Source organism: Geodermatophilus sp. SYSU D01106, assembly GCF_054049995.1.
Genome location: NZ_JBJGYM010000010.1, coordinates 91,923 through 106,579 on the forward strand (window position 1 = coordinate 91,923; position 14,657 = coordinate 106,579).

12 protein-coding genes are annotated in these 14,657 nt (G+C 76.7%); 5 read left to right on the top strand and 7 right to left on the bottom strand.

The features are described 5' to 3' along the window. Positions 1–32 precede the first annotated feature (32 nt). Positions 33–1,445, top strand: coding sequence for an NAD(P)-binding protein (locus ACI78R_RS12725; RefSeq protein WP_457040984.1), 1,413 nt, complete (start codon positions 33–35; stop codon positions 1,443–1,445). Here the strand turns inward: ACI78R_RS12725 and ACI78R_RS12730 are convergent. Beyond that, complete coding sequence (locus tag ACI78R_RS12730) at positions 1,442–2,512, bottom strand: inositol monophosphatase family protein (RefSeq protein ID WP_457040985.1); 1,071 nt, start codon at positions 2,510–2,512, stop codon at positions 1,442–1,444. The two genes, ACI78R_RS12725 and ACI78R_RS12730, sit on opposite strands and share 4 nt — an antisense overlap. A gap of 78 nt (positions 2,513–2,590) precedes the next feature. Between ACI78R_RS12730 and ACI78R_RS12735 the strand changes: the two genes are divergently transcribed. After that, positions 2,591–3,520 (top strand): glycosyltransferase, encoded by a 930-nt coding sequence (locus ACI78R_RS12735; RefSeq protein ID WP_457040986.1) that lies wholly within the window; start codon positions 2,591–2,593, stop codon positions 3,518–3,520. Between the two features lie 25 nt (positions 3,521–3,545). Here the strand turns inward: ACI78R_RS12735 and ppc are convergent, their stop codons facing one another. Continuing rightward, positions 3,546–6,353 (bottom strand): phosphoenolpyruvate carboxylase, encoded by a 2,808-nt coding sequence (gene ppc / locus ACI78R_RS12740; RefSeq protein WP_457040987.1) that lies wholly within the window; start codon positions 6,351–6,353, stop codon positions 3,546–3,548. Between the two features lie 57 nt (positions 6,354–6,410). Here ppc and ACI78R_RS12745 point away from each other — a divergent pair, with 57 nt between their 5' ends. Then, a complete protein-coding gene (locus ACI78R_RS12745; protein WP_457040988.1) occupies positions 6,411–7,322 on the top strand; it encodes an SMP-30/gluconolactonase/LRE family protein in 912 nt (303 codons plus the stop codon). Here ACI78R_RS12745 and ACI78R_RS12750 read toward each other — a convergent pair. From ACI78R_RS12750 to ACI78R_RS12760, 3 genes are all read right to left on the bottom strand, one after another. After that, positions 7,319–8,179 carry a tetratricopeptide repeat protein gene (locus ACI78R_RS12750; RefSeq protein WP_457040989.1) on the bottom strand — a complete coding sequence of 287 codons (861 nt, stop codon included), beginning with the start codon at positions 8,177–8,179 and terminating at the stop codon, positions 7,319–7,321. The genes ACI78R_RS12745 and ACI78R_RS12750 overlap by 4 nt on opposite strands. 103 nt (positions 8,180–8,282) lie before the next feature. Then, on the bottom strand, positions 8,283–9,491 hold the full coding sequence (locus ACI78R_RS12755) for an ABC transporter permease (protein WP_457040990.1): 1,209 nt from the start codon (positions 9,489–9,491) through the stop codon (positions 8,283–8,285). Next, positions 9,488–10,414, bottom strand: coding sequence for an ABC transporter ATP-binding protein (locus ACI78R_RS12760; RefSeq protein ID WP_457040991.1), 927 nt, complete (start codon positions 10,412–10,414; stop codon positions 9,488–9,490). Before ACI78R_RS12760 ends, ACI78R_RS12755 begins: the two co-directional genes overlap by 4 nt. A gap of 85 nt (positions 10,415–10,499) precedes the next feature. Between ACI78R_RS12760 and ACI78R_RS12765 the strand changes: the two genes are divergently transcribed. Next, positions 10,500–11,177, top strand: coding sequence for a UdgX family uracil-DNA binding protein (locus ACI78R_RS12765; RefSeq protein ID WP_457040992.1), 678 nt, complete (start codon positions 10,500–10,502; stop codon positions 11,175–11,177). A 63-nt stretch (positions 11,178–11,240) separates the two neighbouring features. Here ACI78R_RS12765 and ACI78R_RS12770 read toward each other — a convergent pair whose 3' ends face one another. Both ACI78R_RS12770 and pdxH read right to left on the bottom strand, forming a co-directional pair. Next, positions 11,241–12,527 carry an MFS transporter gene (locus ACI78R_RS12770; RefSeq protein WP_457040993.1) on the bottom strand — a complete coding sequence of 429 codons (1,287 nt, stop codon included), beginning with the start codon at positions 12,525–12,527 and terminating at the stop codon, positions 11,241–11,243. A gap of 131 nt (positions 12,528–12,658) precedes the next feature. Next, entirely contained in the window at positions 12,659–13,306 is a 648-nt protein-coding gene (gene pdxH / locus ACI78R_RS12775) for a pyridoxamine 5'-phosphate oxidase (RefSeq protein ID WP_457040994.1), read from the bottom strand. 162 nt (positions 13,307–13,468) lie between these two features. On the opposite strand from pdxH, the gene ACI78R_RS12780 reads away from it, so the two are divergent. Further along, positions 13,469–14,599, top strand: a complete 1,131-nt coding sequence (locus ACI78R_RS12780) for a citrate synthase 2 (RefSeq protein WP_073418477.1) — start codon at positions 13,469–13,471, stop codon at positions 14,597–14,599. Positions 14,600–14,657: the final 58 nt, after the last annotated feature.

The following is a 14,657-nucleotide window of genomic DNA, read 5'->3' on the forward strand; positions in this document are numbered from 1 at the left end:
CACGGCGACCCGGCGGGGCCAGGATGCCAGTCGTGGCCGACGACGGATCCCCCGCCCCGGACAGCGAGCGGCCGCTGCGGGTGGCGGTGGTCGGCGCCGGGCCGGCCGGCATCTACACCGCCGAGGCGCTCACCCGCCGCGCGCCGGTCCCGGTGACCGTCGACCTGCTCGACCGCCTGCCCACCCCGTTCGGCCTGGTCCGGCACGGCATCGCGCCCGACCACCCGAAGATGCGCGCCATCCGCGACACCCTGCACCGGGCCCTCGACGACCCCGGCGTCCGCTTCGTCGGCAACGTCGAGGTGGGCACCGACATCGCGCTGGAGGACCTGCGCCGCCACGTCGACGCCGTCGTCTACACCTACGGGGCCGCGCTGGACCGGCCGCTGGCCGTCGACGGCGAGGACCTGCCCGGCAGCCTCGCCGCCACGGACCTCGTCGCCTGGTACTGCGGCCACCCCGACGCCGACCGGGCCCGCGTGGAGGCCGCGCTGGCCGGCGTCCGGCGCGCGGTGGTGGTCGGCGTCGGCAACGTCGCCCTCGACGTCGCCCGCGTGCTCGCGCGCGCCCCGCAGGAGCTCGAGCCGACCGACATGCCGCAGCACGTGCTCGACGTGCTGGCCGCGACGCCGGTCGAGGAGGTCACCGTGCTCGGCCGCCGGGGCCCGGCCAACGCCAGCTTCACCACGATGGAGCTGCGCGAGCTCGACGGGCTGGACCGGGCCACCGTGCTGGTCGACCCGGCCGACCTCGAGCTCGACCCCGCCGCCGAGGAGCGCCTCGCCGGCGACCGCAACGCCTCCCGCAACCTCGCCGTGCTGCGCGAGTGGGCCGGCCACGAGCCCGCCGGGGACCGCGTCCGGCTGCGGCTGCGGTTCTACCGGCGGCCGGTGCGGCTGCTCGGCGCCGACCGGGTCACCGGCGTGGAGGTCGAGCGCACCGCCGTCGACGGCGAGGGCCGCGCGGTGGGCACCGGCGAGTACGAGGTGGTGCCGGCCGACCTCGTCGTCCGCTCGGTCGGCTACCGCGGCGAGGGCCTGCCGGGCCTGCCGGTCGACCCGCGCAGCGGCACCGTCCCGAACGAGGACGGGCGGGTGCTGCGCGACGGCGGCGCGTCGGCCGGCGAGTACGTGGCCGGCTGGATCAAGCGCGGGCCGAGCGGCGTCGTCGGCACCAACAAGCACGACGCGCGGGAGACCGTCGCGTCCCTGCTGGCCGACGCCGAGGCCGGCGTCATCGCCCCCGGCGGCGACCGCGACGACCTGGTGCAGACGCTGCGCGCCCGCGGCGCGGAGCCGGTGCTGCTCGAGGACTGGCGGGCCATCGACGCCGCCGAGGTGGCGCTCGGCGCCACCCGCGGCCGGGCCCGCACGACGATGCACGAGCGGGAGGCCCTGCTCGCGGCCGCCCGCGCCGCGGAGCGCGCCTCGGCTCCGACCGCCTAGCTCCCCACCGCGGCGATCAGGTCGCGGGCGCCGGTCTCGGAGGCCGCGGCGACGAACCGGATGAGCGTCTCCGTGTCGGGCGCCAGCCGCAGCGGCCCGCCCTCGGGCGTCAGCGCCACCCCGCCGGCCCCGGCCAGCACGGCCAGGCCCCCGGCGACGTCGTGCACGTGGGTGCCGCTGCGGTCGAGGTCGTGCCAGGCGCCGGCCGAGCCGTCGGCCACCAGGCACAGGTCGACGGCGGTGCAGCCGGTGACCCGCACCCGCCAGGCGGTGGCCGGCACCCGCACCACCCGGCCCGACGGCGCGACGACGGTGCTCCCCTCGCGCACGGACGCCGGTGCCCCGTCCCGCTGCGCGCCGGCGTCGCGGCCCCCGGCCCAGCGGCGCCCCGACGACAGGTCGACCACCAGCCCGGCCACCGGCTCGCCGTCGTGTACCAGCGCCGCCGAGAACGCCCACGGCGGCAGGCCCGCGCGGAAGTTGCCGGTGCCGTCGAGCGGGTCGAGCACGATCCACGGCTGGTCGCCGCGCACCGACGGGTCGGGCCGCTCCTCCGACAGCACCGGCACGCCGAGCGGGCGCAGCACCTCCACCGCGGCGTCGTGCGCGGCGTCGTCGGCGGCGATCGACCAGCTGCCGTCGTCCTTGCGGTGGTCGCGGCCGGTGTCGCGGGCCAGCGCCACGGCCACCTCCACCCGGGTGGCGGCCAGCGCGGCGAGGTGGGCGAAGCGCTCGGTCAGCGGGGCGTCCGCCGCGGGCGGGGGCACCTCGAGCACGCGGCCGGTGCCCGCGTCGCGCACCGTCGCGCAGCCCCAGGCGGAGGCGACGGCGAGCAGCGCGGCCCGGTCGGTGACGTGGGTGGACCGGTGGACGACGACCGCCTCGGTGGTGCCCTCGTCGGTCCAGCGGCGGCGCAGGTGCGCGGCGGCGTCGTCGCCGACGAGGAGCCGGGCGCCGGGGTCGAGCAGCTCGGGCGCGAGCGCGGCGGGCGCGACGCCGAGCAGCCGTGCCGCGGCGTGCAGGTCGGCCCCGGACGCCGCGACCCGCATGGTCCCCGTTCCCGTCACGGTCCCCCCGCCTCGCCGTCCGCCCTCCCCGGCAAGGTAGGCCACCGGGCGGGGTAGGGCGCGGAGGTGTCCGCACCCGTGCCCGCGTCCGTGCCCGCCCGCACCGGCCTCGACGACGTCGACCTGGTCCTCCTCGTGCACCGCGAGGACCCCGCCCTGCTCGCCCGCCACCACGCCGCCGTCGCGGCGGCCACCGGCCCGGACTGGCGCGGGCGGGCCCTGCTGGTGGAGAACGCCCCCGCGCCGGCCACGTCGGCCGCGGCCCGCGCGGAGCTGGCCCGCTACCCGGACGCCGACCGGCGGGTGCTGACCGCGCCGCGCAACCTCGGCTTCGCCCGCGCCATGGACCTCGCGCTCGACGCCTGCCGCGGCCGCTACGTGGCGCTGGTCAACTCCGACGGCGAGCCCGACCCCGGCATGCTGCGCCGGCTCGCCGAGGTGCTGGACGCCGAGCCCCGCGCGGTCTGGGCCGCACCCGCGGTGCACGGCCCCGGCGAGGCCGACGAGCCGCCCGGCCCGCCGTTCGCCGCCGGCGACCTGCCCGGCACCGCGCTGCTCGTCCGGCGCGCGGAGTTCCTCGCCGCCGGCGGCTTCGACCCGGCCTACTTCTTCTACAACGAGGACCGCGACGCCTCCTGGCGCCTGCGCGCGGCCGGGCACCTGCTGCTGCGGGTGCCCGGCACCGTCTTCCGGCACGGCAAGGGCGGGCGCAGCGCCCGCGGGGTGTTCCTGCGCGAGTGGCACTACGCCCGCACGACGCAGGTGCTCCTCCCGCAGCACGCGCGGCGGCCGGTGCGGGAGACGGCGGCCTTCCTCGCCCGCCGCCCCCGCGCCGTGCTCGCCCACCTCCGCGACGGCGACCTGCCCGGCGCGGCCGGCATCGCGCTGGCCCTGCTCGAGCTGCCGCGCGGGCTCGCGCTGGCCGCCGCCCGCCGGCGCCGCCCGTGGGACGGCGACCGGCTGGCGGCGTGGCTGGAGCGCGAGCGGCTCCCGGTGACCGTCCTCTAGCCGGAGTCCCTGAGCCGGTCCCGACTCAGCCCGAGTTGCGGAGCGCCGTCGCGATCCCGTTGATCGTCAGCTGGATGTTGCGGCGCACCAGCTCGTCGTCGTCCCCGGTCCGGCGGCGGCGCAGCATCTCCACCTGCAGGTGGTGCAGCGGCTCCAGGTAGGGGAACCGGTTGCGGATCGACCGGGCCAGCGACGGGTTGTCGGCCAGCAGGTGGTCGTCGCCGGTGACGGCCAGCAGCACCCGGCAGGTGCGCTCGTGCTCGGCGGTGATCTGGTCGAACACCCGCGCCCGCAGCTCCTCGTCGGGCACCAGCTCGGCGTAGCGGGCGGCGAGGTCGAGGTCGGTCTTGGCCAGCACCATCCCCATGTTCGACAAGATCGTGCGCAGGAACGGCCACCGGCGGTGCAGGTCCTGCAGCCGGGCCAGGCGCTGCGGGTCGCCGTCGATCCACGACTCCAGCGCCGAGCCGGTGCCGTACCAGCCGGGCAGCATGATCCGCGCCTGCGACCAGCTGAACACCCACGGGATCGCGCGCAGGTCGGCGATCCGGTCGCCGGCCTTGCGCGACGGCGGGCGGCTGCCGATGTTGAGCTCGGCCAGCTCGCGGATCGGCGTCGCGGCGCGGAACCACTCCACGAAGCCCGGCGTCTCGTGCACCAGCGCCCGGTAGGCGTCCTGCGCGCGGGCGGCGAGGTCGTCGAGCAGCGCGTAGGCGTCCTCGGCGTCGTCGCCCAGCCCCTCGACGTCGAGCAGGGTGGCCTCCAGCGTGGCGGCCACCAGCGCCTCGAGGTTGCGGCGGGCGAGGTCGGGCTCGCCGTACTTCGCCGCGATCACCTCGCCCTGCTCGGTGATCCGCAGGGCGCCGGCCACCGCGCCGGGCGGCTGCGCCCGGATCGCCTCGTAGCTGGGCCCGCCGCCGCGGCCGACGGTGCCGCCGCGGCCGTGGAACAGCCGCAGCCGGATGCCCTCGCGCCGCGCCACCTCCACCAGCGTCAGCTCGGCCCGGTACAGCGCCCAGTTGGCGGCCAGGTAGCCGCCGTCCTTGTTGCTGTCGGAGTAGCCGAGCATGACCTCCTGCGCGTCGCCGCGGGAGGCGACCAGCGCCCGGTACAGCGGCTGGGCGAGGACGGCGGTCATCGTCTCGCCGGCGCCCTGCAGGTCGGCGATCGTCTCGAACAGCGGCGAGATGCCGACCGGGCAGGTCGGGCCGTCCTCGCCGTCGGGGTCGAGCAGGCCGACCTCCTTGAGCAGGACGGCGACCTCGAGGACGTCGCTCACCGACTCGCACATGCTGATCACGTAGTTCGGGATGGCCCGCGGCCCGAGCTTCTCGACCTGCTCGGCGGCGGCCATCAGCAGGTCGAGCTCGCCGCGCGCGAGGTCGGACAGCTGCGCGCCCGGGCGCACCAGCGGCCGCCGCATGCGCAGCTCGCCGGCCAGCAGCTCCACCCGCGCCGCCTCGTCGAGGGAGGCGTAGTCGGGGCACACCCCGGCCCAGGCGAGCAGCTCGGCGAGGACCTCCTCGTGGACGGCGGAGTTCTGCCGCATGTCCAGGCCCGCGAGGTGGAAGCCGAACACCTCGACGGCGTCGCGCAGCCGGGCCAGCCGGTCGTCGGCCAGCGCGCCGGCGCCGTGGGTGCGCAGCGAGGCGTCGACGACGGCGAGGTCGGCGAGCAGCTCGTCCGGCGACCCGTAGGGCTCCAGCTCCGCGTGCGGCGCGTCGCCGGGCACCCGGCCGAGCACCCGCCGCGCGGTGGCCGCGAGCCGGGCGTGCACGCCGGTCAGCGCGCGCCGGTAGGGCTCGTCGGCGCGGAACGGCGAGTCGTCGCGGGAGGCGTCGGCCAGGTGCGACAGCTCGGCCGTCGGGGTGACAAGCCGGTCGGACATCGACAGCTCGCTGCGCAGCTCGACCAGCTCGTCGAGGTGGTGGGCCAGCGCGGTCTCCGCGTGCCGGGTGCTGGCCCGGCGGACGGCGTCGGCGGTGACGAACGGGTTGCCGTCGCGGTCGCCGCCGATCCAGGAGCCCGGCTGCAGCACCGGCTGCGTGGGCAGCCCGCTGCCGGGCCACCGCGACCCGAGCTGGCGGCGCAGCTCGGCGTTGATCTCGGGGACCACGCGGAACAGCGACAGGTCGTAGTAGCGCAGCGCCTCGTCGATCTCGTCGGTCAGCCGCAGCCGCGACAGCCGCAGCAGCGCCGTCTGCCAGAGGCTGAGCACCGCCCGCTCCAGCTCGGCCGACCACGCCTGCTCGTCGACCTCGCCGGGTGCCGTCCGGTCGCGCTCGCGGATGAGCTCGGTGACCTGCTTCTGCACCAGCGAGATCGTGCGCCGGCGGACCTCGGTGGGGTGCGCGGTGACCACCGGGACCACCAGCGCCCCGGCGAGCTCGCGCGCGACGGCGTCGGGGTCGAGGCCCGCCCGGTCGAGCGTGGCGAAGGTGGCCGCGAGGCTGCCCGGCTGCGGCGGCGACCCGGCGCGGCGGTGGTGCCGGCGGCGGCGCTCGTGGTGCAGGTCCTCGGCGAGGTTGGCCAGCAGCGAGAAGTGGCTGAAGGCGCGGATGACGTGGTTGGCCGCGCGGACGTCGAGGTCGCCCAGGCGGGCGGCGAGGCCCGCGCGGTCGGCCTCGGAGCGGCGCACCGCGAACGCCTGCACGCGCGTGGACTCGACCAGGTCGAGCACGTCGTCGCCGGTCTGCTCGCGGATCACCTCCCCGAGCACGCGGCCGAGCAGGCGGATGTCGTCGCGCAGCGGGGCGTCGTCGGCACGGCCGTCGCCCTCCGGGTCGCGCCCGGGCAGGCGGAGGTCGGCGACGTCGACGGTTGCTTCCGACATGCAGCGCAGTATCCGGGGTCCGTGTGACGCGCCTGTGTCGCGGGCACCTGGCCGCCCGTGCAGACCCTCCGCGCCACGCCCGCCGCCCCCGCTCCCGCCGCCCACGGGGAGGGTCCCGTCTGGGACGCCGACCGCGGCGAGCTGCTGTGGGTCGACATCTCCGCCGGGGTCGTGCGCCGCGGCGCGGTCGGCGACGACGGCGGCCTGCGCGACACCGGCTCGTTCCGCGCCGGCGACACCGTCGGGGTGGCCGCACCCGCGACGGCGGGCGGCTGGGTGGCCGCGGCCGGCGGCGGGTTCACCCACGTGGACGGGGACGGCACCGCCCGCGTGCTGGTCGACCTGGCCCGCGAGGGCGGCAGCGAGCAGGCCGGCGGCACGCGCATGAACGACGGCGCCTGCGACCGGGCGGGCCGCTTCTTCGCCGGCACGATGGCCTTCGACCAGCGGCCGGGCGCGGGCAGCCTCTACCGGCTCGACCTCGACGGCACGGTCGCTCCCGTCCTCGACGGGCTCACCGTCTCCAACGGGCTCGGCTGGTCGCCCGACGGCCGCACCGTCTACCTCTCCGACTCCGGCCCCGGCCTGGTGCACGCCTTCGCCTACGACGCGGACGCCGGCACGTTCTCCGCCGGGCGGGTGCTGCTGGAGACCGGCGGCGTCGACGGCGTGGCCGACGGGCTGACCGTCGACGACGAGGGCTGCCTCTGGACGGCGATGTGGGGCGGCGGCCAGGTGCGCCGCTGGTCCCCCGACGGCGACCTGCTGGCCGTCGTCGAGGTCGGCGTCGCGCACACCTCCAGCTGCGCGTTCGCGGGGCCCGGCCGCGACCTGCTGGTCGTCAGCACCGCCTCCGGCGAGGAGGACGAGGACGGGGCGGGGCGGCTGTTCACCGTGCGGCCGGGCGTCACCGGACCGCCGGCCGACCCCTACCGCGGCCCGCTGGCGGGCATCCGCGAGGCGGTCTAGCTCTCCTGGAGCAGCTCGAGCGCGGCCGCGGCGAGCTGGTCGCCGGCGGCGGCGCCGCGCTCGAACTCCTCGGCCGCGCCCGCGATGTCGCCGCGGTCGGCCAGCAGCACGCCGAGGTTGTGGTGGCAGTAGGAGTCGCCGGCCTGGATGCCGGCACGGTACGCCTCCTCGGCTGCCTCGTCGTCGCCCAGCTGCTCGCGGTACAGGTTGCCCAGCGGCAGCCAGGCCACCTGCTCGCCGAGCTTGGCGCCGCGCTCGAGCACCGAGCGGGCCTCGGCGGCGCGGCCGGTCTGCAGCAGCAGCGCGGCGAGGTCGGCGCGGGCGGCGGCGAAGTGCGCGGCGCCGGCCCGCAGCCGGTCCTCCAGCGCCGGGTCGAGGGTGGCGCACCACTCCCAGCAGGCGGCGACGGCGTCGGCCTCGTCGTCGCCCGCGGCCGCGAGGCCCCGCGCGACCTCGAGCGCCTGCTCGCGCTCACCCTGCTCGCGCAGCAGGAACGCCAGCTGCAGCCCGCCCTCGGTGTCGCCGGCCGCCGCCGCGCCGCGGTAGGCGGCCATGGCGCCGGCCAGGTCGCCGAGCTGCTCGAGCACCAGCCCGAGGTTGCGCCAGGCGTCGGACTCGCCGCCGGCCAGCGCCACCTCGTAGGCGTCCACGGCCTCCGACCACCGCTCCTGCGCGGCCAGGCTGTTGCCCAGGTCGTAGTAGCCGGTGACGTCGCCGAGCGAGGCCGCGCGGCGGAAGCACCACTCGGCGTCGGTCTGCCGGCCGGCCTCGGCGAGGTCGCAGCCCAGCTCGATGAGCTCGTCGGCGTCCTCGGAGGCCTGCAGCCGCCAGAGGCGCGCGTCCAGGTCCTCCGTCATGGCAGCGATCATGTCCGCCCCGACCTGCGCGCACGCCCTCCGTCGGGGTGAGGTCACCCCAACGTGTCCGGCGCTCCGCCGCGCGGGTGTCCCCCGCCCCGGCTCAGCCCTCGCGGGCCCGCAGCGCCTCCCGCAGCTTGGTCTTCCCGCCGGTCCGCAGCAGGGCGCCGGAGTACACCCGCCCGCCGAGCCGGACCACCAGCGCGATGGCCACGAGCATGAGCAGGACGGCCACGCCGACCTCCCACGGCGCCACCTCGCCCGCGGCCTGGCGCACCGGCATGACCATGGGCGACAGGCCCGGCACGTAGGAGGTCACCGTCGCCAGCGTCCCGTCGGGGTCGCTCGCCGCCTGGACGGCGACGATGAAGCCCGCGACCAGCACCAGCGACGCCGGGGTGAGCACGCTGCCGAGGTCCTCCTGGCGGCTGACCAGCGAGGCGGCGACGGCGAACAGCGAGGCGTAGAGCGCGTAGCCGAGCACGAACCAGAAGAGCAGCCACAGCACCGTGCCGACGAGCTCGCCGGGCAGGTCGACGACGTCGAACGCCAGCGCGCCGGTGATGCCGATGGCCGCGATGACCGCGATCTGCCCGAGGCCGAGGACGCCGAGGCCGAGGATCTTCCCGGCGAGCAGCTGCCACGGCCGCATCGTGGCCAGCAGCAGCTCGACCACCCGGCTCGCCTTCTCCTCGACCACGCCCTGGGCGACGAACTGGGCGAACAGGATCAGCAGGCTGTAGAGCACGACGACGCCGACGACGGCGACCACGGTGCGCTGGGTGTCGGCCGCGGAGTCGCCGTCGAGGGTGGTGACGGTGACCTGCGGCAGGTCGGCGGGGTCGACGCCGGCCTCGCTGAGCACCTGGCCCAGGGAGACGGCGGAGACCGCGCCGGAGACCAGCGCCTCCAGCGTGCTGTCGGGCTCGCGCAGGACGAGCTCGGGCGCGCTGCCGCCGGTGCCGAGGACGGCGGCGTCGACCTCCTCGTCCTCGACGGCGGTGCGCGCGGCGGCGTCGTCGTCGACGTCGACCACCTCGACGTCGAGGTCGAGGGCCTCCGCCTGGGCCTCGAGGGCGGCACCCAGCTGGGCGTCGCCACCCGCGACGCCGACGCGGCGGGTGTCGGACCCGGAGTTGACGACGACCTGGAAGACCAGGACGCCGAGGATCAGCACGACCATCAGCACGGAGCTGGCGATGAACGTCTTGTCGCGGATGCGGGTGGAGATCTCGCGGGCGGCGACCAGACGGACGAGCTGCCCGCTGGACAGCGGCGAGGTGGGCTGCCCGGTGACCTGCGGCGCGCTCACGCGGCGACCTGCTCGCGGGCGGCCTGCTGCGCCGGGTCGGCGACGGCCTCGCGGAACAGCTCGACGAGCGTGGCCTCGCGCCAGGCGAAGTGGGTGACCCGGCCGGTGCGCAGCGCGGCGGCGAGCACGGCCTGGTCGTCGGTGCCACCGGCGAGCTCCAGCAGGGTGTCGCCCCGCGACTCCGAGACCACCCGGACGCCCGGGACGCCCGCGGCCCAGCCGGGCGCGGCGTCGGGCACCACGACCCGCAGCACCCGGCCGGCCTCGCGGCGGCGCAGCTCCTCGACGGTGCCCGTGGCGACCATGCGGCCGCGCGCGAGGATGCCGACGGAGTCGCACAGCCGCTCGACGAGGTCGAGCTGGTGGCTGGAGAAGACGACCGGCACGCCGGCCCGGCACTGCTCGAGCAGCGCCTCGGCCAGCGCGTCGACGCCGACCGGGTCGAGGCCGGAGAACGGCTCGTCGAGGATCAGCACCTCGGGCCGGCTGACCAGCGCGGCGGCGAGCTGGACGCGCTGCTGGTTGCCCAGCGACAGCTTCTCCACCGGGTCGTCCCGGCGGTCGCCGAGGCCGAGCCGGGCGGCCCACTCCCCGGCCGCGCGGGCCGCGTCGGCGCCGCCCATGCCGTGCAGCCGGGCGAAGTAGGTGAGCTGCTCGCCGACCCGCATCTTCGGGTAGAGGCCGCGCTCCTCCGGCATGTAGCCGATGCGGCGCCGCATGGCCTCGTCGAGCGGGCGGCCGCGCCAGCGGACCTCGCCGGCGTCGGCCCGGGCCAGGCCCATCGCGATGCGCATCGTCGTCGTCTTGCCGGCTCCGTTGGACCCGCAGAAGCCGAACATCGAGCCGGGGGCGACGGTGAAGCCGACGCCCTCCAGCACGCGGTTGTCCCCGTAGCTCTTGTGGAGCCCGTCGAACTCGAGCACTGCCCCTCCGTCCGCTGGTCCCCGTGCGCCCCGACGCTATCGGTCCCGCCTCGCGGCTCCCGCTGACCTGGGGTGTCATCGGTCCATGAGCCAGGAGAACGTGCCCGCGAGCCCACCGTCGGGCGTCGGGCTGGAGGGCCTGCGCGGCGCCGCCGCCGGCTGCCGCGCCTGCGAGCTGTGGGAGCCCGCCACCCAGACGGTGTTCGGGGAGGGCCCGGAGACCGCCCGGATCGTGTTCGTCGGCGAGCAGCCCGGCGACCAGGAGGACCGGAAGGGCGAGCCGTTCGTCGGCCCGGCCGGGCGGCTGCTCGACCGCGCGCTGGCCGACGCCGGCATCGAGCGCCGCGACGCCTACGTCACCAACGCCGTCAAGCACTTCCGCTTCACCCCGACCGGCAAGCGGCGCATCCACCAGTCGCCGGGCGCCGAGCACATCCGCGCCTGCCGGCCGTGGCTGGAGGCGGAGTTCGAGGTGCTCAAGCCCGAGGTCGTCGTCTGCCTCGGCGCCACGGCGGCCAAGGCCCTCATCTCGCCGTCGTTCCGGATCACCAAGGAGCGCGGGAGGCTCATGCCGTGGACGCCGCCGGGGGTGGCGGCGGCCGAGGCCGGCGACGACGAGGCCGACGAGGAGGCGCCCGCGCAGACGTGGATGCTCGCGACCGCGCACCCCTCGGCGATCCTGCGCACGCCCGAGGAGGCCCGCGCGGCCGCCTTCGACGCGCTCGTCGCCGACCTGCGGGTGGTGGCCGGCGCGCTGGCCTAACGGGCGAAGGACCTCCCTGCCCCCCGCCACTCGCGAGCTCGCGGCGGGACCCTGCAGGGAGGCCTAACTGCGGATCGGTGAGGCGCTGCCCTTCTGCGACGCCCGGAAGTGCAGGAACGAGGGCACCGCGAGCGCGACGACGACCATCGCCACCACGGTGACGACCCCGCCGGACACCATCGCGACGCTCACACCCGCCGCGCTGGCCATCGCGCCCGCCCGCAGGTCGCCCAGCCGCGGCCCGCCGGCCACCACGACGATGAACACGCCCTGCATCCGGCCGCGCATCTCGTCGGGCGCGGCGGTCTGCAGCATCGACGAGCGCAGCACCGCGCTGACCATGTCGCCGGCCCCCGCCACGGCGAGGCAGAGCACCGCCAGCCACAGCGACGGCGCCAGCCCGAAGCCGACGATCGCCACGCCCCACACGACGATCGCGGCGAGCACCACCGCGCCCTGCCGGTCGACCCGGGACACCCAGCCCGAGGTGAGCCCCATGAGCAGCGCGCCGATGGAGATGCCGGCGAACAGCCAGCCGTAGGCGTTGGCCGACCCGGCGAAGCGGCCCTCGGCCAGCTCGGGGAACACCGCCTGCGGCCAGGCGAAGAACATGGCGATGACGTCGACGACGAACGTCATGAGCAGCACCGGCTGCGTCCGCAGGAAGCCGAAGCCCTCCCCCACCCCGCGCAGCGCGGCGCCCAGCCGCAGCGGCCCGGCCACGCCGGCCGGGGGCAGCGGCGGCAGCCCGCGGATCAGCAGGGCCGCGACCAGCAGGGTGACCGCGTCGACGACGTAGGCGAGGAACAGGTCGCCGAGGCCGATGAGCAGGCCGGCCGCGAGCGGGCCGACGATGACGCCGACCTGCCGCACGGTCATCGCCAGCGCGTTGGCCGCGGCGACCCCCTCCGGGCCGACGAGCGCCGGGATGACGGCGCTGCGGGCGGGCTGGTTGACGGCGGTGAACCCGGACACCGCGGCCACCAGCACCCACAGCAGCCAGAGGTTCCCGCCGCCGGGCAGCAGCGCCTGCAGCGCCAGCAGCGCGCTGGTCACCGCGGACCCGACGCCGGTGACCAGCATCAGCTTCCGCCGGTCCATGGCGTCGGCGATCGCGCCGCCGAGCAGGCCGAAGACGACCAGCGGCACCAGCGACACGATCGAGGTGACGCCGACCAGCAGCGAGTCGCGGGTGAGCGCGTAGACCTGCACGGGGACGGCGACCAGCGTCATCTGCTGGCCGACCATCGTGGTGGTCAGGCCCCAGAACAGCCGCCGGTAGCCGGGGTCGCGCAGCGGGCTGGTGTCGATCGTCCAGCTCCGCGACGACCGCCGGGCCGGCACCGGCACGGGCTCGGCGACCTTCCCCGGCTCGACCGGGTCGACGGGCAGCTCGTCCCCCGATGGTGACGTGCTGGAACGGCCCTGCTGCAGGGGCCCGCCCCGAGCCTGCGAGGGGTGGGGGGCAGCGGGGTCCTTCGTCATGGAGCGAGCCGCTGGAGCACCCAGCCGCCGCCCTCCTCGTCGTCGCGCACGAAGCGCAGCCGGTCGTGCAGCCGGCCGGGACCGCCCTGCCAGAACTCGACGTGCTCGGGCACCACCCGGTAGCCGCCCCACGTCGGCGGCCGCGGCACCTTCTCCGTCGTCGTCTCCTCGTCGAGCAGCCGGACGCGGGACTCGAGCTCGTCGCGGGAGTCGACGACGGTCGACTGCACCGAGGCGACGGCGGCCAGCTGCGCCTCGCGCGGGCGGGGGTCCCACAGGTCGTCGGAGGCGGCGTCGCCGATCCGCTCGACGCGGCCGGTCACCCGCACCTGGCGCTGCAGCGCGTGCCAGGGGAAGACCAGCGCGGCGCGCGGGTTGGCCGCGATCTGGGCGCCCTTGGTGGAGGCGTAGCTGGTGCCGAAGACGAAGCCGGCCTCGTCGTAGCCCTTGAGCAGCACGATGCGGGCGTCGGGGGCGCCGTCGGCGTCGGCGGTGGCCACCACGACGGCGTTGGGGTCGGGGACCTCGGCGGCGACGACGTCGCGGAACCACCGGTCGAACTGCTCGAGCCAGGTGGGCGCGAGGTCCTCCTCGCGCAGCCCCGGACGGTCGTAGTCCCTGCGCATGCGGGAGAGGTCGGCCACCCCGCCATGCTGACACCGCCCGCGCGGCACGGCTCCGGGCGGCTCCCGCTGGGCGGCAGCCCCGCGTGGAGGGCGGGCGGCTGCTGGGCCTAGTGTCGCGGTGCAGTCGTGCGCCGCGGAACGTGCGGGCACGAGGTCCGCGCGCGCAGAGGAGCATGCGAGATGGCCGACGACTTCGTACCCGGCCTCGAGGGCGTCATCGCCTTCGAGACCACGATCGCCGAGCCCGACAAGGACGGCGGCTCGCTCCGCTACCGCGGGGTCGACATCGAGGACCTGGTCGGCAAGATCACCTTCGGCAACGTCTGGGCGCTGCTGGTCGACGGGAAGTTCGGCCCCGGCCTGCCCCCGGCCGAGCCGTTCCCGATCCCGGTGCACAGCGGCGACGTCCGCGTCGACGTGCAGGCCGCGCTGGCGATGCTCGCCCCGTTCTGGGGCTACCGCCCGCTGCTGGACATCTCCGACGAGGAGGCCCGCGACCAGCTGGCCCGCGCCGCGGTCATGGCGCTGTCCTACGTCGCGCAGTCCGCCCGCGGCATCGGTACGCCGGCCGTGCCGCAGAGCCGCGTCGACGAGGCCAAGACGATCGTCGAGCGCTTCATGGTCCGCTGGCGCGGCGAGCCCGACCCGGCCCACGTCGCCGCCGTCGACGCCTACTGGACGTCGGCCGCCGAGCACGGCATGAACGCCTCCACCTTCACCGCGCGCGTCATCGCCTCCACCGGCGCCGACGTCGCGGCCGCCATGTCCGGCGCGATCGGCGCGATGTCCGGCCCGCTGCACGGCGGCGCCCCCTCCCGCGTGCTGCACATGCTCGACGAGGTCGAGAAGAGCGGCGACGCGGAGAAGTACGTGAAGGACCTGCTGGACCGCAAGGAGCGCCTGATGGGCTTCGGGCACCGGGTCTACCGGGCCGAGGACCCCCGCGCCCGCACGCTGCGCAAGGCCGCCCGGGAGCTCGGCGCCCCGCGCTTCGACGCCGCCCTGGCCCTCGAGCAGGCCGCGCTCAAGGAGCTGCGCGAGCGGCGCCCCGACCGCCCGGTCGAGACCAACGTCGAGTTCTGGGCGGCCATCGTCCTCGACTTCGCCGAGGTCCCGAGCCACATGTTCACCTCGATGTTCACCTGTGCCCGCACCGCCGGCTGGTGCGCGCACATCCTGGAGCAGAAGCAGACCGGCCGCCTCGTGCGCCCGTCGGCCCGCTACGTCGGGCCCGCGGCGCGCAAGCCCGAGGAGGTCGAGGGCTTCGACACCATCCAGGTCAAGGCCGTCGACGCCGCCGCGCCCGCCTGACACCAGGCACCACTCCCGGCTGACGACGGCCCGGGTCCGCTGCGTGCGGGCCCGGGCC